Below are 25554 nucleotides of genomic sequence, written 5' to 3'. Positions count from 1 at the left end.
CTGTTGTATGTAATAACTTATTCATTATATTTTATATTTAATTGGTTACGATTATCAGTTCCTTACCTTCTTTCAATTGACTATGAGATATGAAATAACTATCTAATATTTTCTCTCCATATCTAATCTCATTTATCTTCTCTCCAGCTCCTTTCCTAGTTATTATGAAATCCGTCCCATCCAGATTAAAAATAACCTTCTCAAATAAAGGAACAGTCACAATATATTCTGGATCAGCTGGCGAGTAAGTATACAGACCGATAGCATTCAAAACATACCAAGATGACATCTCACCAGCATCATCCATACCAGAATAAGCCAATTTCTTAGGTCCCATCCTATAATAACCATTCAGAACTCTATTCAAAAGTTTCTGCGCTTTTTCCTGCTTATCCACAAAATAATACATATATATAGAACTGTGCCCCGGCTGGTTTCCATGGCAATATTGTCCAATAAAAGTTGTCAAATTATGAGCCTCATACCCATCCCATGGGATCATAAACAAAGAATCAAGCTTGTTTTCAAATGCTTTCTTACTTGGATAAAGTGCTATGAATCCCTCCGAATCATGCGGAGCAAAGAATGTAGATTGCCAACCATTCGCTTCACGGTACATATATTCATAAAAAGGTCTTTTAGGATCAAATGGTGTAATCCATGTTCCATCTTTCAAACGTCCGCGCATAAACTGGGTTGAGGGGTCGAAAAGATGTTTGTAACTATCAGTCCTTTTCATTAATTTTTCATAGTTTTCGCTATCGCCCAACTCTTTAGCTAAAAGTGCAGTAGCGTAGTCATCATAAGCATACTCTTGTGTTTTAGTTACAGCAGCTTTAGCTACAGTTTCCAATTTAGGGTTCGTAATATCATCTTCCGAAATCCATCCTTGCTCCATATATTCTTTAATGAAACGTCTCCCCCCCATTGGACCTTTACCACTACCTTCCACAAAAGCATTATTAAGCAATAATTCATAAGCTGCCTGTACATCAAAATCACGTATTCCCCTCAAATAACTACCTGTTACAAATGTTGACGCATGATCACCGTGGAAAAAGGTAGGCATAAACCCACCGATTTTTCCTCTATCCGTTATTGATTTTATAACATCTGTTGCCACATCAGGTGAAATCATTCCCAATAAAATCAATTTATTACGATAATCATCCCAAAAAGATGGATTGCTATAATAGCGAAAACCTTTATTTACGGTATTTCCATTTGCATCCACAAATTCTCCATTTGCATCACTAAGAAGAATGGGCCATAGGAACGAGCGGTAAAAAGTAGAATAGAATGTCTCTTTTTCTTCTTCCGTACCTCCAATTACACGTATCTTAGACAACAATTTTTCCCATGATTCCTCTGCTTCAGTTCTTACCTGACTAAAACTCTTAGCCAACATTTCACTTTCTAAATTTTCTTTGGCATTTTCTACACTGACATAAGAAAATCCCACTTTTAGCTCAAGCGGTTCCGCTATATCATCATTATCTAAGAAATTCACAACACTAACTTCTGTTTCATCATCTTTCAAGGATTCTATATTACGAATTTTATGATTAGTTACCGCATAGAAGTAGAAAGTAGATCCGGCTTTCTGATATCCTATAAAAACATTATTATCCCTTTTTTCCAATTTCCAATCTTTTACATGTTCATTCGAACGAGCAAGATCAGCCAAGAGTTTTTTATTCTTACCGTCCTTATAGGTATATTTATGATAGGCACAACGCAATGTAGAAGTTACCTCAGCATTTATATCATATTTTTCAAGGTAAACTTGATAATAACCGGGACTGGCCGATTCATGTTCATGACTATAACTGGAATAATACGTCTTAGGTTCCACTTCTCCACTAACACCAATAAATGGAACATAACAGAGATTCCAATGTCCCTTACTAGTATGTACAAAAGCATATATAACAGTATCTTCATATTGGTAACCCGAACCACTCCGCCACATTGTTACGGGAGTTACTTGTACCATTGAGTTCGGCAAAGAGGCACCTGGATAGACTTCAGCTCCCCACGCCCGTCTGGTTGGCTTATACCCTAATTCAGTACTATCCCACAAAGTTGCAGTTCCGATAAAGGGATTAACATAATCAGTCAATCGGTTCGATTTTTTAGCGACAGAACAACCAACTAAAACGCATAGCATATTTAGCAAGATAATATATTTGACAAGTTTCATCTTATTGTATTTTTAATGTTTCTTGGGATTCCATTTATGCTCCAAAGCTCTCATTTCAGTTTCTTGCCCCTTATCACCTTGTGAGTCCATCCATCTCTGCAATTGCCGACGCAACTTTTTCACTTCAGATGCATATTTTACATCATCAATCAAGTTATGCATTTGATAAGGGTCGTTTATTATATCATATAATTCTTCTTTAGGACGATATTGATATTTATGGATTTGCTGTTTTGCAAATATATCATTTTCCGCTTCATTTATCCATGAAAACCATACAGGATCTTGTTTGCGAGTGATTATATTCTGGAAAGGCACCTCCGGAGTTAAATTTAATATATAGCTGAATTTGTCATTTCTCACACTGCGAATACCGTAATAATCTGCCCCATTCGCAATGCCCCTCGTTGTTTGTATGCCAAATACATATTCCTTATTTGTCTTTTTTCCTTTTATCACAGGCAGAAAACTTTTTCCATCAAGACCTTTGGGCACTGATGCACCAGCAATATCAAGCAGGGTAGGTGTGACATCTACATATTCACACATGGCATCCGTTTCACTTCCAGGCATAGTGACCCCTTTCCAACGTACAATAAAGCCAGTTTGCAAACCAGCATCATAACAAGTCCATTTGGCAAACGGAAATTGATGCCCTTGTTCACTTGTAAATATAAACACTGTGTTTTCATCCAGATTATATTTCTTAATAAGTGCATCAATTTTGCCAACATCCGTATCCAGCTGATTAATTTCGGCAAGATAATTAGCATAATTCTTCCTTGTCTCTTTTGTATCGACAAGTGTTGGAGGAAGCGTCAACTTCTCTGCATCAAAAAGCGACCGATTGCCTCTTGTCCAAGGAGAGTGTGGATCATTTGAAGCCAGATACAAAAAGAAAGCTTGTTTCTTTACTGCAACATCAGCAATAAAAAGCTCTAAATCCGGAATATTCAGATTTTTATAGTCACCACTCAAATACTCAAAAGGGAATGCCTCCAAAGGAGCAATATGCCGTTTACCTTGCATGGCTACCCGATAACCTGCCTTTTTCAAATAATACGGAAGCGTCTTAACTCCTTCATCAATAAATGTATGATTAGGATATGCACCCGACTTCACTGGATAAAGTCCTGTCAACAAACAATGTCTGGTAGGGGAGCTCATAGCCGTAGCCTGAAAAAATCGGTTGAATTTCAAACCTTCAGATGCAATTCTATCAATATTAGGAGTTACGGCATCCGGACTCCCATAGCAACCGAGATCCCCCATACGGCAATCATCAGCTATAACCAAAATAATATTGGGAAGTGTATTCTGGGCTACCGCGGATATACTCGAAAGAGTTACACCAGCCATCACCAACAATTGCGTTTTACAGATATTCATAACATCCATATCTAAATTATCAATATTATACCTTTATTCTGCAGATAAAGAGTTACATATTTTTTTATTAATTTCTCTAACTCTTTCTTCCTCTATTTTTATGGCCTTGCGATCATAAGTCATCAGTCCATTCACTTCCACCTCAACATCGGTCGTTTGTGTATAAACAGCACCCGACACCCCTCTAGGGACAAGTTCAAGCAAGCTTTCCCCAAACTTTACATATTCATCAGTAACTTCTTTAGTGTTTTTAAACTGCACATATCCCCAGTTCTTATTAGGTTGCCAAAGGTGCCCCTTCATAGGTAAGCCAATACCACCATATTCCCCAACCACATTTACCTGAGTGGGTTCATACATCATCAACTCCGGCCGGGGATACCGATGTATATCCAAAATATCACCCACCTTATAATAATGATTACCACCACTAGCAGCATTTACCAATCGGGAAGGGTCATAATACTCTGTCCATTCTGCTATTTCTTTTGTTTTGAATTGTCCCCAAGCCTCATTGAAAGGAACCCAAACAACAATAGAGGGATATGGCATAAGATAGTCCATTATTTCTCTCCATTCTTTCTTAAAATTCTCTTCTGATTCAATGGAGCGTTCGTTCTCCTTACCATCAAAATAATTATATTGAATCCATTTAGGAGAATTATCACCACTCGGCATATCTTGCCACACAAGAATACCTAGACGATCGCAATGCGTATACCAGCGTGCAGGCTCTACCTTTATATGCTTACGAATCATATTGAACCCCCAATCTTTCGTTTTCTCAATATCATATGCCAGAGCTTCGTCTGTCGGAGCTGTATATAATCCATCTGGCCACCAACCTTGATCCAAGGGACCAAACTGGAAACAGTCTTTATTATTGAGCTGCATACGCATAATACCATCCTTATCCTTATGCATTGAGATTTTACGCATTGCAGCATAACTCTTAACTTTATCAGTCTTCTTCCCCTTATCTAACAAAGTTACCTCCAAATCATATAAGAAGGGAGATTCCGGAGACCATAACTTAACATCTGCAAGAGCAAGTTCCAATGTTTCCCCTACAACACCCTTAGTCATTGCCACTATGGTATTCTGTTCCTTCAATACAATCTGCACGACATCCGACGATGTAGTGTTTTGTGTACCAACTTTCACTTTCAAGTTCTTATTATCAATATCTGCAACAGAAACTACATTAGATATATATTTGCTACTTACCGGCTCTAACCATACCGTTTGCCAAATACCAGAAACCGGAGTGTACCAAATAGCATGGGGATTCTTTACTTGTTTCCCTCTAGGTATATACGATTCATTTGTAGGATCCCAAACCTTCACTACAAGCTTCTGGCTACCTGATGTCAAAAAAGGAGTTATATCAAATTTAAACGGTACATATCCCCCTGTATGTGTACCAATTTTCACATCATTCAAATATATCTCCGCTTTCCAGTCAACTGCTCCAAAATGTAAAAGAATATTCTTACCTCTCCAGCTAGAAGGAATATTGAAAGTTCTCTTATACCACAATTCTTTCTCTTTACCCAATTCTTTCTGCACACCAGAAAGACTTGATTCAACAGCAAAAGGAACAAGTATCTTTCCATCAAATTTTTGTGGTTCTTTTTGTCCGAAGGGTAAAATCGCATATTCCCATAACCCGTTAAGGTTCAACCAGCTGTCCCGTTCCATAATAGGACGGGGATATTCCGAAAGTATATTATCAAGATTAAGCGTTTCCGCCCATGCAGTCTTAATCTTATCACCTGCAGGTTTCCACTGAGCCGACATAGATATACTTAAAAATAAGAATGCAATAAATATTAATTTAGTTTTCATCTGATACCAATATTATTAAGTGTTTATAAATTCTATAATAGTAATTATGTCTATAACTATAGCAATCCCTTATTGAATACTGTTCAGTAAATCAGTCTTACCTTCATTCACCAGTTTCAATATTAACTCACCAAACAGTGTATTTTGCCATGCAAACCATGCACGAGTAAAATTAGCAGGATTATCCTTATGAAAAGATTCGTGTATGAAACCTGTATCTGCATCTGTATTCATAAGCGTCTTAACACACCATACAATTTCCTTATCATCCTGGCTCGTAAATGCTTTCATCATAATACTCATGGGCCATATCATATCATAGCCAATATGGGGACCACCTATTCCTTCACCAGCCGTTCCCTTGAAGAAATAAGGATTATCCTTACTCCACACAAACTTCCGTGTATTCTGATATATAGGATCATTGACATCCACATCTCCCAAATATGCCATTGACAAAAGACTCGGAGCATTAGAGTCATCCATCAAATATTGATTTCCAAAACCATCGACTTCAAATGCATATATCTGTCCATACTGGGGATGATTGCAGACCGCATATCTCCTAAGAGCATCCTCCACTTCCTGTGCCAAATGCACACACTCCTCAGACATAGCCGTTTCCTTATTCACTGTTACCAAAATCTCAGCAGCCTTACGCAAAGATGTTACTGCAAAGAAATTAGATGGAATCAAGAATTGATAAGTTGTCGCATCATCTGAAGGTCTGAAACAAGATACAATCAAGCCAACTGGATTCACTGGATTACCCAATCCATTATTGTTCATTGTATCCAATTGCCGTTCTGTTCTACGCTGAAATCTATAAGGACCTACTCCATTTTTACGTTGTTGCTCCTTAAAAGTTTTCAGAATATTTTCAATAGCTTGTAGCCATTCTTCATCAAATATACTTATATCACCAGTCGTTTTCCAATAATGATAAGCCAATCGTAGAGGATAACAAAGAGAATCTATTTCCCATTTCCTTTCGTGCAACCCCTCTTTCATGTCAGTCATATCCCGCATCCACTGATGATCCGGATTGGGGTCATAAGGGTCCAAAAATGCATTCGCATAGGGATCTATATTAATGCACTTGAACTGCCGCCGAATAACCCCTGCAAGCATCGCCTTCAACTCTGGATCTTGATTAGCCAGCTGTACATAAGGCCATACTTGCGCACCCGAATCACGAAGCCACATAGCATGTATATCTCCAGTATAGACAACCGTATCATCCTTACCATCTGTTTTCCTATAACGCACTGTAGTATCTAACGTATTCGGGAAACAATTTTCAAACATCCACGCCAGTTTAGGATTAGTCAACTCACTTTTAATTCTGCGTATTTCGGCCTCTACAGCTTGAGAAACAAATAGTCTATCTTGAAGTAAAGGGCGTTTGGTCTTATATTTTAGAGCTGTAGTAGCTACATGTGTATTATCTTTGGACAATACATAATCTGAAGCCTGAGCATTGCTTCCAGTAGCCAATACCATGGCCAATATATAAAAACTAATACTTCTATTTTTCATTTTTTCTTTATAATTTATAGATTACAATTTAAGATTGCAAGGCGTGCATACATTTCTACCATAGCAGCCTGCGTCAACAACCATTTTTTCGGGTCGCAACATTCTCCACTATAATCCACACCAAACAAGCCATATTCATCTCTTGCATGAAGCCATGCATAATCCAGACTTTTAGCAAATTCCGTCACATACATATCATTTTTATCCAAACTATATAACTCTGCAAAACCTCGTAACATAACGGCAGAAAACCATACATCTCCCTTTTTCAATAAACGGATCTGCTTTCCACTTGCCGTTACATAGTCTCTAAAAAAATAATCATAACATGACTTTGCTATTTTCTGGGCATCGATAAGATATACCGTATCTTTTGTCAACTTATATTGAATCGCCGCAGACTGCATCATTTGTCCGCTATTATAAGCATGCTTTGCCGGTCCAACACTTCCGTCAATATTTATCCGATCAAAATACAAATAATCAGTCTTGTCTTGAAGATGTTCCTTTGTCCAACTATACATTTCCTTTCCCTGATAAAAATAAGTACTGTCTTGAGTTGCTTCAAAAAGTTTGAATGCAAGCACCGAAGCAGGAGCATTGGTACAAGTATTCTTTGAAAACTTCTTTTGTTCACACCAATAGATGCCTCCATCAAATGTATCATCCATGCCACTAAGAATAAAACTCCAAATCATCTTGGCTTTGCCCAAGTACTCCTTATCCCTTGTTAACATATACAGATTTGTAAACTCAATGCCTATCCATATATTATCATCATAATAACGATCCGATTGATGAACAAACGTCACATACGACGCATAGGCATGTGGTTCTCTTTTTATATCATAATATTCTTCTAAACCGGACAATACTTTTTCCTTCAACAATCTATAAAGTTTTTTATCCCGTGTAGCCTCGTATAAAGCATTCACAGCTGAGAAGGTACCCGAATAAGGCCATAAATAAGAATAGTCTTTGGGAATGCTGTTCCGTTTATCAAACAAAATCTTTTCAGAAGCTTTGTCAAAAGGAAATGTTTCCCGCAGCAAGCACGAATTCGGAATAGAATAGTTCTGATAGAGGGAGTCCAGAAGTATCCGGGCTCTCTCTAAACAGACATTTTTCTCCATTCCACTGTTTTTTTCATTATTCTCCACATTACAACCAGCCAAACTGACGCCAATGATAAAATTAAAAACCAAAAACAGTCTCAAGAAGAAGTTCGTTCGCATCACAATCATTAACTATGGTTTTCTTATGATAGTTATAGTACGGCTCTGTGTAGCCAAAGCAGTTTTAACTCCTCTATTAGAACGTACAGTCCACTTTAGCGTAACCTCTTGCCCGGCAGCGGCACCCGCTTTTTCTGCAATGCTATTCAACACAGTTGGTGTAATTGTAGCTCCAGTACTCAAACTCTTGTTGTCAGAAGCTTGAATATGGACCGGAGAAGAGAAATTCCCTTCCGCTTTGTCAAACAACACATCATAATACACAAGGCTATAACCATCTTGCGCCTCAGCCTCTTCCCATTCAAACAAGACATTACCCGATGATTGCAGATCAATACGGCTATTATCTATCGGTACTATAAGAGCTTCTACTGCCGTAACATTCAAATCTTCAAATTCTTTGGTATCATCGCACCCCACAAAAATCATCATTATTCCCCAAAGCGATGCTATAAGGATAAACAATAAACTATTTCTCATCTTTTCAAAATTTAATTAATAAAATCAATAACCAGGGTTTTGCCCCAAATTAGGATTAATCACCAATTGCTGTCTCGGAATAGCCCATAGATAATCACGATCCTTATTAAAGCTTCTATCACGATAAGTAAAATACTCCAATTTACCTTCATTCAATTTAAATTTTGCACCCCTAACCGGTTCATTCAACACAGTTTCAGCAATCTTCCAACGACGGATATCATAGATGCGGGTTCCTTCCAAAGCAAGTTCAACACGACGTTCATCCCTAATAATCTGGCGTAAATCTCCATTAGCAGGATAATCCATTGCCGCCGAAGTATTATCAAATCCTGCCCTCTGACGAAGCCGCTTGATAGTCTTGTCCCAGATATCTGAATTCATTTCACCAAGTTCATTTTTAGCCTCTGCATACATCAATAGGACATCGGCAAAACGCAATGTTATGAGATTGATATTACACTGCCATGAGGTACCAGTAGTCCATGCCTCTTGATTTGTATCATAATATTTGCGATAAAAGTATCCGGTATGTCCTCCGTTTTCGCGTCCGATCTTATCCAACGTATTATTTTTAGGATCATTCGGATCCACATTTACAGTAATCGCATTGCCTTCTTTATCCTCAATGACACTGCCATGATGCACAATAGTCATATCAAAACGTGGGTCACGGTCAACATAATCCCCCTTACTTTCATCCCATTTACTGCCATCCTTCATTAAATAAGTATCTACCAAGCTTTGAGTCGGGCTTGCCAATACGTACTGTACCAGCGGTAGACTAAAAGGAACATAAGTAGAAATATTACCCCAAGTTCGTTTTTCGGGAACATACTGAATATCCAGAATGATTTCTGAGTTGTATTCATTTTCCTTGAAAAAGAGTTTCTGGTAATCAGGGAAAAGTTCATACTTACCGTAATTATCTGTATTAATAAGCTTTTCTGTATATTGCACAACCTTTTCCCATTCATTGAAGTTCAATGCAATTCTTGCATTCATTGCCATCGCCGCACCAGCAGTAATTCGGCCTCTATCTGTAACGTCATACTCTTCCTTTGTAGGAAGTATCTCCGCTATTTCCTCCAATTCTTTATGTATCCAAGCTACAATTTCAGACTGAGTTGTAGGAGAAATAGTCTTTGCAGTTGCCTCATCGATATCCTCCGTAAAGAAAGGAACATCTCCGTACCAGTTTGTTGCTTGAAAGAATAAGAATGCCCTGACAAATCGTGCTTCCGCTTTCATCCGGTTTTTACGACCTTCGTCCATAGGCACACGGTCTATATTCTCCAAAAGAGTATGCGCCGTTTTAATGCCGCTATATATACTTTTCCACACATCATCAAAAAGAGCAGTAGATGACGTTGCTTGTCCATTGCCAATAGTCTTCACAGCATCACCTCCATAACCATTATAGAGATTGTCACTCAATCTTTCATCGCGAAAGAGCCAATCTGCCGAATTCATTTGCTTGTAAGCCATATTCAGCAAAGCCGATGCATTTGCTTCAGAAGTCCAATAAGTCTCATCCGTATATTTGTCAGTAGGAATCACATCCAGTTCGACGCAGCTCAACATTGACAGCATGCAAAATAAGGATAGACACCAGGATGAATATCTAAATAATATTGCTTTCATAATTTATATTACATTTAATCATTTTCAAAATTGAATTTCAATTCCACCACCAAAATATTTCAAGGTCGGATAATTTCGTCCACTATTGGCACTGCTAGTATCCATACTGTTACCAAATTCAGTTGATTCCGGATCAATGAACTTGTTCTTAGTAAATGTCAATAAATTCTGACCATTCAAAAACACTCTAACCTTTTTCATTCCTATTTTTTTCGTATAGGAAGCAGGTATTGTATAACCAATCTGTATATCTTTCAAACGAAGATAAGCAGCATTATATAAGTTTCTATCCGATGAATGTTTATAGTTGTGCTGATAAGATGACGAAGCCACGTTTATCAACCGAGGATATCTGGCATCCCTATTGTCCGGAGTCCAATAGTCCAGTTGGTGCTCATATATCACATATGAATAACTTCCATGGAAAGCCTCAATCATTTCTCCCCGGAGGGCCATATCACGTTTTCCAACTCCTTGCCACAACATACTGAAGTCAAGACCTTTCCAACTGAAATTATAATTAAACCCAAAGACATAACGCGGGAAAGCATTTCCAAGTACAACCCGGTCATCATCATTTATTACTCCATTCTTATCTATATCAACGTATTTCACATCTCCCGGTTGCAATTTTACTCCCTCGAATTTCGGAGAATTCTGGATTTCCTCTTCAGTCTGGAACAGTCCATCAGTCCGGAATCCATAATAACTATTAATGGCTTCCCCCTCTCTAATGATTCGTTCAACACCATCAGTCAGCTTTACAGACTCATCCCCATATTCCAGTACCTTGTTACGGGAATCTCCGATATTGAAGCCGAACAAATGAGAAAAATCTTTATGCTTGAATCTATAGTTAACAGTAAGTTCCCAACCATTATTGCGCACCTTACCAATATTAGCTTTTGGGACAGCCCCTCCTAATGTGCCGGGACTTAATGGTGTCAATAAAATATCTGAAGTATTCTTTTGGAATACATCAAAAGTAACATTCAATGCATTTTTCAAAAAAGAAGCATCAAAACCAATATTAAAGGTTTTGGTTTTCTCCCAAGACAATTCAGAATTTCCAAATGTAAATCCTGTACCTGTTACAGAAGAATTGTTAAAACCATACTGATCTGAATTTACTTTATAGGTAGTCAAGTACTGATAATCATCAACAGTTTGTGAACCTAACAAACCATACGAACCACGGATTTTCATATCTCCTACTTTGTCCTTCCAAAATGACAAAAAGTTCTCTTCAGATATTCTCCATCCTAAGGACATTGATGGAAAAAAGCCCCAACGATTATCTTTTGCAAAACGGGAAGAACCATCATAGCGAGCATTCACTTCTGCATAATACTTATCTTTATAGGAATATCCTAATCTTCCCAGCCATGAATGCAAAGCACGTTCACGGAAACCATTCGGAGTATTGTAACTTGAAGTTTCATAAACTGTATCATCTGTATCCTGATAAAGGTCTGGATCGACAAAATTACGTCTGATTTCATTTTTTTCACTACGGAAAGATTCAGATGTAAATCCAAATAAACCCGTCACTTGATGCACATCATTATAAGTATGATTGTAATCAAGGAAAAATTGCAAGTTCAGCATTGTTGCTTTATTGTTATAATCCTGAATACTATAATTTTTACTTTGTCCAGCATTAGCAATCTGATCTTTATTTAAATATTTATATACCGGGTAATATCTTCTCTTAATCAATCGATGCTCTGAAATAATATCATAACCAACAACACCTCTCAATTTCAGTCCTTGCCAGATTTTCAGATCACCAGAAACAATTCCCTGAAAATGGTCTTTGTCATTAGTTGTCAGTCCACCATGCCTCAATCTAGCCAAATAATTACCACCGGTCGTTATTTCATTATTATAATACTTGCCATCCTCATCTGGATACAGTGAATAAGTATTATAGGTTGGAACACGCATAACGTCTGCCAACTGCATATCTCCTCTATCCGAGCGTCCCTCATTTCTATCATAAGCAAGAAGAACCTTTAACTTTAAACGCTGGATTTCAGAAGTCAGATTACTTCGGAAATTATATTTCTTGATACCAAAATCTTGTCCTTTAAAGTTGCTTTCCTGATCATAGTAGCCAAAAGACACATTATATGTTGTCACTTTCGAGCCACCTTGCACATTAATATTATAGTTCTGCTGCAATGCATTCTTCATAATGGCTTTATATCCCCATTCACTATCTCCTTTTGCAAACTCATGAATCTGTTCTGGAGTATAAATAGGATCTTTCCCAGCATTCACATATGAATCATTCCGTAACAATGCATTCTGATATCCTGATACAGGTTTTAATAATATATCAGGATTTTGATTTCCTACAGATGCAGTAAACGTAACAACCGGTTTCATATCAGTTCGTCCCTGCTTAGTTGTAATTAAGATAACTCCATTTGCCGAACGAGAGCCATAGATGGCCGCCGTACCCGCATCCTTCAAAACAGAAACGGACTCTATATCATTCGGATTAAGCAGATTCATTGCATTAATATCATTTGCTGCCATGCCATCAATCACAACCAAGGGATCATTGTTATTCATAGAACTGACTCCACGGATATTAATATTAATATTATTATTATTAGGATTCATGTTGCGTTGTTGTATAGATAGACTTGGCGTCGCACCTTGTAATGCTTGAGTTATATTGGCTACAGGACGATCCTTTATCACATCATCACGAATCTGGTCTACTGCGCCAATTACATGTTTACGGGTAGTCGTACCGTAACCAATGACAATTACTTCATCCAGCAATTCACTATCTTCTTTCATAGTAATTGTATGGAAAGAAGCATTTCCTGCCTTCACCTCTATTTTATCATAACCAATATATGAAAATACCAAAATATCATTTGCACTACATGCAATCGAGAAATTACCATTTACATCTGTTACGGCACCATTGGTGGTTCCTTTGACAACTACACTCACCCCAATCAGAGGTTCTCCTGTCGCATCTTTTACCACACCTTTTACCGTTGCATTTTGTACCGGCTGAGGAACAGTAGTATTTTCGGTTTGTTTGGCATATATATTTCCACTATATACAGAGAAGGAAAACAAAGCCCATAAACCTAAAATCAGTGGTTTATACTTTTCAAAAATCATACAAGTCTTGATTTAATGATTAAACTTATTAATTCTAAAATTCAGAAACTAAAAGAACCGGTTATTACTTTCATAATACTTAAGATTTAATTAACTACTCATATTCGCGATATGTGTTTCTCATCATGATTTGATGGTGCAAATATAGACTGAATAAGTACATCCTGAGTACGGATTCCAGCCATAAAAGCATCACTATAGGGAAAAGTAGGAATTCGTACTTTTCTGTACCAATACCGTACTCCCCATCTATAAAAGAGCGTGTTAAGGCATTTTTATAACTTCTCCCAAGCACTGGCTTCACGGATTAACTTGAATAACCTGATTCCATTTCAGTTTTACTGGATATCCCCAATCCGGTTTTGCTGGATCACAAAAGTCACCGACAGCTTTCATCCGGGCATAAAGCAATGCGGTAAGTTCGTCGCGCTTTTTGCTGTAGTTAGGATCATCATAAAGGTTGTTCATCTCCATCGGGTCGGCCTCAAGGTCGAAAAGCTGAGGATGACGTTGCCCTCCAACATTGTAGAGTATAAGTTTAAAGTTATCCTTTTTAATGGCACGCTGGAGGTTGATGTATGCCAATAGTATGTCCTCGCGTTTTTTTACCATGGGGTTCTGTATGGTTTGTGCCAATGAAAGGCCTTTAACAGTAGGCGGCACTTCTATATCCGCAAGCTCACAAAGAGTGGGATAAATATCATAAAGATAACAATAAGCATCACACATCGCATTCTGTGGAATGCCGGGACCGCATATTACCAAAGGTACTCTCACTGCTGCTTCATACAAGTTCTGCTTGCCCAGCAGCCCATGTTCCCCGACACAAAGACCGTTGTCCGACGTAAAAACAATGATGGTATTATCAACCTTGCCACTGCTTTCAAGTACATCAAGGATACGTCCTATCTGAAAATCCACTTCGCTCACCATGCCATAATAATTAGCCCTTTCAGTAAGTACCTGAGCCGAAATGCGAGGAGTGGAAAGCAACTTTTCATCGCGTTCATTAAGGTCACCGTTGTCAAATGGGTGTTGTGCAACAAAATTCTCGGGCATCGGAACCTCAGTACTAGCGTATTTATGTCCGTAGTGAGGCAACACATTGCGCGGATCATGAGGCGAAGTAAATGCAACATACATCAAAAAAGGAGTGTCGTCCGACGCCTTAGCTTCAAGAAATCTGATAGCAGCATCGGCATATAATTCGGACGAAAAGGTATTGAGTGACGCATCCACCCATTTACCGTTGGTATTATTGTACTTCCCTGCCGGATCGTACTGATGCAGGTAAGGGCACCGATGTCCCAGTTCATTGTATTTCCCGTAAGGATGCATTCCACCGAAAAAAAGGTTTGCACCTGTAGAAAACGAACGGGTAAACGAGGCATTGTCACTGTGCCATTTACCAGTTGCAAAAGTCGTGTAGCCATTCTCACGGAATAGTTCCGGAAAAGTTCTTTCATTTTCCGGAATAACGCCGCCATTGCGATGTATATCCATCAAACCACGCCCGGTAAGAAGCATTGCACGGCTGGGCTGCGAAATAGCACCATTGAAACCTCCCATTACGTGAGTTTGGGTGAATGATATACCACGGCTGACAAGCCGGTCCATATTCGGGGTCTGGATTGTACCGTTACCCCAAGCATGGATAGTGCTGAAAGTCTGGTCGTCCGTCAGCAGGACAAGAATATTAGGACGCTTCGGCCCGTTCCCCTTATCATTACCTTTCTCCGTATTCGCTCCGAATGCAGAGAGTCCGAAAAAAGGCATGTTCAATAATGCCGGAAGGCATAAAAACAAGGTTTTGTTTTTCACTTTCAAATTCATAATGTTTTTTATTTAATGACTAAATCTACTAATGACAGCCCCCAATCTATAACCGGAAACCCGTTGTAACCGTCAAATGGTCTGTTTGTCTTGATGAAACAAAGTGTTCCATACCTTGAAACAGTTCGTTTCACTATTAGGAACAACTTGTTTCCTTATAGAAAACACTTTGTTCTATAGGTATGAAACAAAGTGTTCAATACTATGAACTAATACATTATACTTTTACCATACAACGGAACAGTTATATAAAAGAAGTGGAAGATAAATCTGCTTACACTATTACTTCCACAGTTACCTCCACCTGTAATACACTTATACTCACTGAATTAGTAGAAATAATATGGAAGTAAAAAATCCTGCTTACACACATAACAGATTGATTATTATCAAACTATCAAAAAAGTGCAAGCAAATGGGGATAGAACAACTAAACTTTGTTGGAAACGATGGTTTAGTTCAGCCTTTTAGGGAAGATGTAGCATTCGTTCGCCCACTCCTCCCATTTCCGGACCATCTTCTTCAGCACATCCGGATACTCAGCAGCTACATTATTCCACTCAGTTCTGTCTTTTTCAATATCATACAGTTCCCACTCCTTCATTTTTTCATCCTTTACAGCTTTCCAATTTTTCCACCGTACAAAACAATTATTGAAGTGTTCACCGAAGATATATTCATGTATTTGTTTATCAGGATTATGAACCGTTGACATCAAGCTAGTTCCTGCCATAGGAATAATCGAATTTCCGTCATGATAAGTTGTCGGATATTCTGCTCTGGCAACCTCTACAAATGTAGCCATGATATCAGGAACAAAACCTACGTTTCTTCTTATCTGGTTGCTATACTTTCCAAGCACTTCCGGCCAGGAAATAATCAATGGGGTAGCAATGCCTCCTTCATAGGCCCGTACTTTATATTTCCGGTACGGTGTATTGCTAACCTGTGCCCAAGGCAGTCCATAAGAAGGATGAACCCAGCTGTCAAGCTTATTAATCTCACTTGTGCTTCCGAAACCTTTTTCCGAATAAGGTTCTGCACATGCCCCATTATCCGAGAGAAAAAGTATAAGAGTATTGTCAAGCTTACCTTCTTCTTCCAGATAATCAATCAACTTTCCAATGTTATAATCCATGCAGTAAACTTGGGCGGCATAAACAGACATCCGCAAGGACGAACTATCACGTTCTGCTTCCGTAAGCTCATTCCAGGCACGAGATTCCCATTCGGCCAATTTCCAATCAGGATTGACTATACCCAATTCAACCATTTTCCGGTAACGCTCTTCACGAACGGCTTCCCATCCCTTGTCATATTTGCCTGCAAACTTTTCCAAATCCTTGTCTTTGGCATGTAGCGGCCAATGGGGAGCATTGTACGCCAAGTAAAGAAAGAACGGATTATCATCCGTCTGTTCATCTATAAACCGAATGGCATAATCAGTAAAAGCATCCGTTGTATAATAGGGGGATTGAGGAGCAGGCAAATTCGTATTATCCAGAGTCAAGCCCCGTCCGCCCTGAGGTTTCAAATAGCTGGAAGCACCGGCCAGTATTCCATAAAAATGCTCAAATCCCCTCTGCAACGGCCACTTTTCCTTGCCATGCATCCCAACATGCCATTTGCCTGTCATGTATGTATGATAGCCAGCCTCTTTCAGCACCTCAGCAATTGTCACACAATTACGGTTGAGAAAACCCATATAACCATGGACTCCTCTATTTTCCGGATGTTTTTCTCCTTTCTTGATGCCGGGATCTTCAGACATAGCTCCGATGCCGGCCTGCTGCGGATAAAGTCCGGTCAGCAAGCTGGCACGGGTAGGACAAGAACGTCCAGAATTATAAAACTGCGTATATCGTACTCCCTTTTGTGCCAACCGGTCAATATTGGGAGTCGGAATCTCACCGCCATAACACCCAACATCCGAATATCCCATGTCATCTGCCATAATAAGTACAATATTAGGTCTTTCATCAGTTTCTTTGCTGGTTCGTATTGTTTCGTCTGCCATACACGGCATAGCAGACAACATCGACAAGGCGGATGTTCCGCACAAGAAATAACTCTTTCTCATTTTTTGTATTTCAATTAGTATTACATACTATTATATAAGGTCAAAATTCCGGTAAAGAATTCCACCACTCAAGAGCCAATTTACTCAACCGACTTGCCACCTGAGGATGTTTCTTGCTTAAATCAACGTTTTCCCTCAAATTATCCTCCAAATCATACAATAAGACATTTGTACTGTCTTTATCAACCAACAGTTTCCACTTGCCATACCGCACCGCAATAGCCGGACTGACATCTTTGTCTGCAGGCCGGGGGAATGCTTTGCTTTCATTTCTTCTATATTCCCAAAAGAGAGGTTCTCTCCTTTCCTGCGGAACCCCTTTCAAAGCCGCACTCATGTCCATGCCATCACTTTTACAATCAGCAGGCAATTTGATTCCAGCAAGTGAACTCAAACTCTTGTACAAATCCAGAGCGCTGACCACCGTAGTATCGTCCGTTTTCCCCGAAGGAATTTCGCCTTTTGTATCCCATATTATAAAGGGCATATGTATACCTCCCTCGAACAATGAAGCTTTACATCCTCTCATATTACCGGCCCGGCTTCCCTTGAAACTGGGTGCAGGCCCGTTGTCACTGGTAAAAATGACAATGGTATTGTTTTCAAGATTCATATTTTTAATTTCACGCAGCAAACGTCCTATTTGCCTATCATATTCGGCAAGCACCACCCGAAAGTTCTTTTCCGATTCCTGCCCGTCCGGAAAGACCTGCTGTTGCTCAAAGTTTCCAACCCACGGAGTATGCATGTCATCCGGCCATAAGTTCACAAAACAAGCTTCTCCTCTGTGACGTTCTAAAAAAGCCAGCGTTTTATCAACGAAATAGGCTGTTCTATTCCATCGCTTTACACTATCCTGCGGAGACCAAATCCAATCCGTTGCCGTAAGTAACGAATCCGGTTGAGGGCTTTCATAGGTGCTGCAATATTCGTCATATCCATAAGCGACAAAAGGGGGAGCATTCCGGACATCCCGTCCCCCTCCCAAATGCCATTTCCCGAAATGACCGGTTTTATATCCGGCATTCTTCATCACTTTGGGCAAGGTGGGAGCCGAAGGGTCCAAATAGTCGGCCATTTCCGCAGCTTTGTTTCCAGCCTTTCCTTGTAAATAAGTGGTTATATGCCACTTGCCCGGGTACATCCCGGTCAGTAGGCCACAACGCGAAGGAGAACTGATAGGAGATGCACTATAATATTGATTGAACCGTGAACCTTCTTCTGCCATACGGTCAATATTGGGAGTAGGTATAAATTTACCACCATATATACCAATATCACCATAACCCATATCATCCGTAAGCACAACTATAATATTAGGAGGCAACTCAGCGTTATTCCCTGCCAGACAAGGCAATGTCATAGGGACTGTCAGGGCAGGCAATAGTCCCAGTAAACACATTTTTTCCTTTTTCATCATTGCTTCTTTATTTTCACGTCCATTTGAGCTCCCGTATCACCCTGCTGCCGCATCCACGCCTCAAGTTCCCCTTTCATCATAGCAATACGTTTCGCATACTTCTTTTCTTCTGCCAAATTATTCAACTCCCAAGGATCTTTCTGCATATCATAAAACTCTATTGCAGGACGTTTTACATATCTGTCAACAAAATATCTTGCCCGTTTATCTGTTTTTGTACTCTCAATCCAGCTTGCCCAAACGCTTCTTTCATTCTTAAGATTCATCAGATGTTTTTCAAAATACTCTACTTCAGGAGTCAAGTTCAATATCAGTTTATATCTCTTGTCCCTGATGCTACGTATCGGATAGGCTGTCCCTTCCGGGATATTATTATGTATACCGTAAGCAAAGCGACGGTGTTCTTTCTCTTTGCCGAACAATGCCTTCAGGAAACTTTTCCCATCAATGCCCTCTATTTCATCTCCACCGACAAATTCCATTAAAGTAGGTAGAATATCTTCATACTGAACGATAGCATCACTGGTCGATTTGGCCTTTATTTTTGCAGGATAGCGAGCCACCAATGCACTGCTTTGACCGTAGTTCCAGCAAGTCCATTTTCCTCCCGGCAACTGTGGACCTTGTTCTCCAAGAAATACAACTAAAGTATTATCCAGTTTGCCAACCTCTTCAATAGTTTTCAATACATCACCAACCTGATTATCCAAAGCCCGGATTTCAGCCAAAAGACGTCTGAAAAGTTCACGCGTTCCTTTATTATCAACGCAGTTAGGAGGCAGTATAACCTTATCTGCATCAAATTCATCCTTATTTCCGCATGTCCACGGAGCGTGGGAAAGCGTACTGCAAACAAATAAGCAAAACGGACTGTCCTGTCGCATAAAGTCACGAATGCCATCCACTGTATAGTCAGCAGTCACAGCAATACAGTTCTCCTCAAACCCCGGAACCTTCTCAAAATTGAAAACACTTTTAGGAACAGTATGCGTTTTTCCTGCACGCCCTACCCGATAACCCGCCTGGGGCAGATAATACGTGACGCTCTTTATATCAGAATAGGATATTTTATGATTTTGATAAGAGCCGTGCCGAGCAGGATAGAGTCCGGTATATAAGGAAGCCCGAATAGGCACACTCATTGCACAAGAGGCAAAGTTATTAGTGAATCTGATTCCTTCTTCAGCTATCCGATCAATATTCGGAGTCTTGAGGTTCTTCCCTCCATAGCAACTAATCTCATTCGAAGCAAGATCATCTGCCAAGATTACTACAATGTTCGGTTTCTCCTGTGCTTTTAAGGTACCGGCAACAGGCAGTAGTGCAAGACATGCACCTTTTACAATATTCCAATTCATACATCCAATTTTTAAGTCCGTATTAGATTATTTGATAGCAAAATTAGTGCATCCCTTCCTTAATAAGAGTACTCAAACGCGACAAAGATGTACGAATATGGTCTGAAAGACAGAAAGCTTCTTAAGAATTTTCCAAATTTGTTTTTGTGATGTCTTTACGCATCTGCTCTCTATATTTTTTAGGGGTCATTTCAAATTTCTGAGAAAATATTTTGAAGAAGTTTCCCCGGTTGATAAAGCCGGTCCTATCCATAATCTCTTCAACAGACAAGTTTGTATTAATTAATAGTTTCTTCACAATATCCAGCTTATACTCTCTGATTATATCATTCGGCTTCTTAGGAGTTATTTCTTTTATTCTCCGATAAAACTGACGCGTACTGTATCCTAAAGAAGAGCTAATGGTTTCAATAGAAAGCTCCGGATTAGTAATATTCGAATCGATTACCTGATATACTTTTTCCATGAATTTCTTATCTTCCTCGTGCACCAGCTTACCCTCATTTATCTCAAATGAGCTCACAGCCGAAGAGAAATATTGCTTCAAGTCTTCTTTTCTCTTGATGAGCCGTTCCACTACTTTTTCCAAATATCTCACACTGAAAGGCTTGGTTATATAAACCTCTGCTCCGGAATCAATACCCCTTACCTGATCCTCCACCGTATTCTTGGCAGATAAAAGAATCATTGGTATATGTTTGCGCAATTTATCTCCCTTTATCAATGTAGTAAGAGAGATACCGTCAATGTCCGGCATCATAATATCCGATATGATTATGTCCGGTGAACTCTGCTCCAAACAAGACATCACCTCTGTTGAATTATTAATGGGAATTACATTATATTTATCAATAAATATTTCTGTAACAAACCATAGCATGGCCGAATCATCATCTATAATCATTATTGTCTGCTTATTCTTGTCATATTCAGGAATGACAATCTCAGGAACAGAACTGGTTTCCTCCATTTTTCGGGAAACGTTCTCTATAACAGTCACACTTGCATTACCAAAAAACTCATCACCCTCCGTAGCTTGCTCTATTGACAATTCAGGGAGAATTACAGTAAAAGTCGTTATATCATTAAGCACACTGGTTACGGTTATTTCTCCCTCTAACAATTTCACCATATTATTGCATATAGCCAAACCCAATCCATTTCGCGACGTTTCATGTGCTTTATTCTGGTCTTCAAAATTATCAAGTACGGTATATCTATCAAAAATCTTAGAAAGATCATCTTCTTTAATCCCTTTGCCTGTATTAGCTACAACAATATACAGCTTTTTGTCTTCAACATACACATCTACACTTATTTTTCCTTTGACTGATGCATATTTAAAAGCATTGGATATAAGATTAGTAATTATCTTATTCAAGCATCCCGAATCAGAGTTCCAATATATATTGTCGACTATATTTATTCTATAATCAAGCAGCTTATTACTTGTCAATTCTGAAAAAGGTTCAGCTATATTACGGGCTAATTCTGATATGGGACAGGATTTTATCTCTACTTTTTTATGTCCCGTCTCCAAACGTCTGAATTCAATTAGTTCTGCAATCAGACTATTCAGTTCCTCCGCATTATGCTTAATCAATTTGGCATATTTAATAATGAGGCTATCTGATTTGTCGTATGAAATAATCTTTTCGCAAGGACCATATATTAACGTCAAGGGAGTACACAGTTCGTGAGTTATATTAGTAAAGAATCGTAATTTTGATTCATAAACATCTTCGCGTTGTTTTCTTGTCAGCTTTTCTACGATATTCTCTTTTTTCATTCTATACCATTTAATACTCAGCCGTACAATACAGTAACCAACCAATAACAACAATAAAGTATAGACCACATATGCCAAAGTAGTCTGATACCACGGGTATGATATGTTTATCACAAGTGACTGAACCGCACTTTCCTTACCTGTAATATTATTCCTATACTTCACCAACAAAGTATATCTGCCCGGAGAAATATTGGTGAATGATGCGGAATTGGAGCCTCCATTGTCAATCCAAATATCACTAAGTTCTGCAAGTTTATAAAAATAAGTATAATCATTCCCATTTATATAATCTATAGCAGTAAACGATAAAGAGAAAAAATTTTGTTCATAATTCAAAGTTATATTTTTCCTACTATTTTCAATACTTACAAAATCATTTATATTATACTCTTTACCGAATATAGATAAGTTGCTAAATTGAATTTCCGGATTATAATCCAGTTTAGGAAATCCATTGACCGAAACAGTGACAAAACCGTTTATCCCTCCAAAAAACAAAGTGCCGGAAGGTATATGCTTGAAGTATGCCCCATCACTGAACTCTGTTACCTGAAGATCGTTCTGCTTCCAATATGTCTGGAAGGTATTCTCCGAAACATTATACTTTATCAATCCTCGATTAGTGCTCAACCACAAATTATTGTATTCATCCTGCAACATTCCATGTATCACATTCTTCGGCAAAACATTTGTCTTGTCAAATACATATCTATCTCTATCATAATAAATTCGGGCAAGCCCATAACTTGTAGCAAACCAATAGCTTTTGTCACTCTTTAAAATAGAAAACACATCGTTCAATGTCTGGCTTTCGCTTCCTTCATTTAAACTGTAAACTTCTATTTTATTGGTACGATTATTAATTTTATAGGCTCCATATCCTCTATTGCCAAACCAGATAATCGAATCGTTCTCCTTATAAGAGGTGAAAAAATAGTTGGAAGGAATTACACCATTATCAAACAAAAAGGTCGTATCTTTCTTCAATACCGGATTGCCGTCTTTTTCGCCAAGCTTAGCCTTTACAATCCCTTCACCCACCGTAGCAATCCAAAGAGTAGAATCATTAAATTCACAAACAGAATATACATATCTTAAAGGTTTGTTACCGCCTAAAATATCTATATTCTTTATACTACTACTTTTATATGAATAATAATTCAGACCATTTTCACTGCCTATCCATAAAATATCTTTCTTACCAGGTACTATTGTATAGACAGAGTTACTTTTTAACAAGCTATTATTCGTAAGAAACTGCACTGATTTTTCTCCTTCATTAACAGCCGCGTCATAATTTTCAATTTTCACAATGCCATTCCCTTTTGTTCCAAACCAAAAAGTACCGTATTCATCAATATAAAATGTTCTTATCGGCGTATTTAGATTGTATGGCAAATCTCTCAACAACGTCGTCCTGAGAGTATAGGAATCATTGTAATACATATACACCCCCTGCCCATCAGTACCCACCCATATAATATCCTGAAATTTATCTTTTTCTATACAAAAGATACCGGATTTGATATTTATATCGTGAATAGAATATCTATCTTTAGATTCTGGAATATGCTGCAAAACAATCAGTCCACTTGATTTAAAACCAATAAAATATTCACCTTTATGCTGAATTATAGCTGAAATTTCTCCGTACCGTTTTACTTCATCAGACAAATCATAGATATAATACTTATTGCAACTAGCAGGGTCATATTCATAAAGGGCATATTTATTATCCACAATATAAAAGGTATCGTCATCATAAAAACACCACATGACCTTCTCCTCATCATCAAACAGTTTTTTAGGTTCTAAAGAGATACTTCCATCAGGATTAGAATTGATTGAAAAACTAAGATTGTTTCCGCTTTTCATAAATATCCACAATATATTTCTTTTGTCAATAGCAACCTCGAGGATGTCATCTGCTATGAGGTTATCTACTTGTATTCCACGAAATTGCTGTTCCTCAGGCACATAATAATAAATGTAATTATCACTATTAACGACAAAGATTCTATTATCCGTACTATTCACTACCCAGTTTTTCCCCTTAAACTGCCTGAATGAATGTACCGTTTGAGAATACTTCTCCAAACGATCAAGACCATAATTGGTCTGAATCCACAAAATATTATTCTCAGCTTCCAATATACTCTCTACTATATTCCCAGACAATATCTTTTTCTTATCAATGGGGTTGTACAACTGAAAGTTCAGCCCATCAAAAAAGTTGACCCCCTCACAAGAACCAAACCACATAAAACCATCCCCATCCTGACAAATAGATAATACTGCACTATTGGAAAGTCCATTCTTGCTGGAATACTGCCGCAAATTATAAGCCGAAGAATAATTATTAAACAGAAATAACAGAAAGATAACAGAAACATGGATAACCAGATTATATCTTGTTCTCATAGAATTAAAATTAAAATCATTACAACTTTCTGTACGAAAGGAACTACACCAATCGCCACTAACTCAACACTCTTCATAAAGGAGTACAAACTATACCTTTTAAAAATCATAAAGCTTTTATAGGCTAATTTATCTCAAAATCTTATCGCAAAAATAATATTTTTATTCTTGTAACACCATACCTATTTAATAAAAAATAGGATTTAACTCTTAAAGGTATAAAGGAATGATATGGTGATAAAATACCATGGCTAATAACACAAACAAGACCAGTCAAAACAAGCTTGTCTTTTCCTGATTTAGCTAGACGCTTTTTCTTTTTATAACCGATATCAGTAGACGGTTCTTGGAATGTTGTACTGGTTCAGTAGTCACTTCTTCCCAAGCCCTGCTGATATAGTAGACACAGCAAAGTGAGTTGTCCTGATTCTGTTGACAGTCATCTTGCTGGATTTGCAGAACCCGTACTTGCTTGTCCGGCTTTGCAAAGATATTGCATCCTTCTTTTCATTGCTACTTGTGGAAGGATATTTTTTCTTCTTCCACATTTTCTTCTGTATTCCCTTCTCCAGATGCGCCACAGCAGGTATTTTATACCCGATACTCATATGCGGTCTGCGATGGTTATAGAAATGTATGTAGCGAGCTATGACATTTCTTGCATGCCCGATGTCGTTGAACCGGCCTCGAGGATGGCTGCTTTCCGCCTTAATAATCCCGTTGATACGTTCCGCAACGGCATTGTCGGTGGGTTTGTAGTCTTCCGTCATACTGACGGCAATGCCATGTTTCTGAAGAAGTGCCACATATGGGTCGCAACAGTATTGTACGCCACGGTCTGAGTGATGTATCAGGCCTATAAGATTTCACTTCCTTTCATTTCAACAGCCTGCTCTATAGCCTGTTGCAATGCATTGATGGTTGCCGATACCCATAAGGTGTCGGTAAGCACCCATCCCTGTATCTTATGGGAGTAAGCATCCGTAATCAGATGCAGATAACAGACTTCACCATTGGTAAGTGGTATATAAGTAATGTCACTGACCCACAAGTGGTTGGCTGAAGTCAAGGTCACTCCTTTGATTAAGTTCTTCCACTTGTGATAGCGATGGTTGGAGTTCGTCGTATGCCGGGTCTTGCGGGCAGGAAGCATCAAGCGGTG

At 38.5% G+C, this 25554-nt stretch carries 15 protein-coding genes; all 15 read right to left on the bottom strand.

Going from position 1 to position 25554, the window contains the following annotated elements; all coding sequences use genetic code 11:
- Positions 1–37 precede the first annotated feature (37 nt).
- On the bottom strand, positions 38–2203 hold the full coding sequence (locus DWY55_RS13635; RefSeq protein ID WP_005829649.1) for a GH92 family glycosyl hydrolase: 2166 nt from the start codon (positions 2201–2203) through the stop codon (positions 38–40).
- A 12-nt stretch (positions 2204–2215) separates the two neighbouring features.
- Positions 2216–3592, bottom strand: a complete 1377-nt coding sequence (locus DWY55_RS13630) for a sulfatase (RefSeq protein ID WP_008664255.1) — start codon at positions 3590–3592, stop codon at positions 2216–2218.
- 33 nt (positions 3593–3625) lie between these two features.
- Positions 3626–5440, bottom strand: a complete 1815-nt coding sequence (locus DWY55_RS13625; protein WP_005829645.1) for a glycoside hydrolase family 2 protein — start codon at positions 5438–5440, stop codon at positions 3626–3628.
- 69 nt (positions 5441–5509) lie between these two features.
- The gene (locus DWY55_RS13620) at positions 5510–6979 is read right to left on the bottom strand and encodes a glycoside hydrolase family 125 protein (RefSeq protein WP_005829643.1); all 1470 of its coding nucleotides are present in this window, start codon (positions 6977–6979) and stop codon (positions 5510–5512) included.
- Between the two features lie 14 nt (positions 6980–6993).
- Positions 6994–8214 (bottom strand): glycoside hydrolase family 76 protein, encoded by a 1221-nt coding sequence (locus DWY55_RS13615; protein WP_369739246.1) that lies wholly within the window; start codon positions 8212–8214, stop codon positions 6994–6996.
- Between the two features lie 12 nt (positions 8215–8226).
- Positions 8227–8694 (bottom strand): SusE domain-containing protein, encoded by a 468-nt coding sequence (locus tag DWY55_RS13610; RefSeq protein ID WP_005829639.1) that lies wholly within the window; start codon positions 8692–8694, stop codon positions 8227–8229.
- A gap of 24 nt (positions 8695–8718) precedes the next feature.
- On the bottom strand, positions 8719–10338 hold the full coding sequence (locus DWY55_RS13605; RefSeq protein WP_008664258.1) for a RagB/SusD family nutrient uptake outer membrane protein: 1620 nt from the start codon (positions 10336–10338) through the stop codon (positions 8719–8721).
- Positions 10339–10362: 24 nt separating this feature from the next.
- Positions 10363–13488 (bottom strand): SusC/RagA family TonB-linked outer membrane protein, encoded by a 3126-nt coding sequence (locus DWY55_RS13600; RefSeq protein WP_005829635.1) that lies wholly within the window; start codon positions 13486–13488, stop codon positions 10363–10365.
- 300 nt (positions 13489–13788) lie between these two features.
- The gene (locus tag DWY55_RS13595; protein ID WP_005829631.1) at positions 13789–15321 is read right to left on the bottom strand and encodes a sulfatase-like hydrolase/transferase; all 1533 of its coding nucleotides are present in this window, start codon (positions 15319–15321) and stop codon (positions 13789–13791) included.
- A gap of 454 nt (positions 15322–15775) precedes the next feature.
- The gene (locus tag DWY55_RS13590; RefSeq protein WP_005829627.1) at positions 15776–17338 is read right to left on the bottom strand and encodes an arylsulfatase; all 1563 of its coding nucleotides are present in this window, start codon (positions 17336–17338) and stop codon (positions 15776–15778) included.
- Between the two features lie 103 nt (positions 17339–17441).
- A complete protein-coding gene (locus DWY55_RS13585; RefSeq protein WP_005829625.1) occupies positions 17442–18821 on the bottom strand; it encodes a sulfatase in 1380 nt (459 codons plus the stop codon).
- Complete coding sequence (locus DWY55_RS13580) at positions 18818–20179, bottom strand: sulfatase (RefSeq protein WP_005829623.1); 1362 nt, start codon at positions 20177–20179, stop codon at positions 18818–18820. Before DWY55_RS13580 ends, DWY55_RS13585 begins: the two co-directional genes overlap by 4 nt.
- Positions 20180–20300: 121 nt before the next feature.
- Positions 20301–24392, bottom strand: coding sequence for a hybrid sensor histidine kinase/response regulator transcription factor (locus tag DWY55_RS13575; RefSeq protein WP_005829621.1), 4092 nt, complete (start codon positions 24390–24392; stop codon positions 20301–20303).
- A gap of 371 nt (positions 24393–24763) precedes the next feature.
- Entirely contained in the window at positions 24764–25198 is a 435-nt protein-coding gene (locus DWY55_RS22365) for an integrase core domain-containing protein (protein ID WP_165859449.1), read from the bottom strand.
- A 50-nt stretch (positions 25199–25248) separates the two neighbouring features.
- Positions 25249–25554 (bottom strand): DDE-type integrase/transposase/recombinase (locus DWY55_RS22360; protein ID WP_243633662.1); only part of this gene is annotated, 306 nt, incomplete at its 5' end.

The organism is Bacteroides sp. AF25-38AC, from assembly GCF_003602995.1.
Classification (GTDB): domain Bacteria; phylum Bacteroidota; class Bacteroidia; order Bacteroidales; family Bacteroidaceae; genus Bacteroides; species Bacteroides uniformis.
The sequence above is the reverse complement of the archived record's forward strand: the minus strand, read 5'-3'. Positions and strand labels throughout refer to the sequence as shown.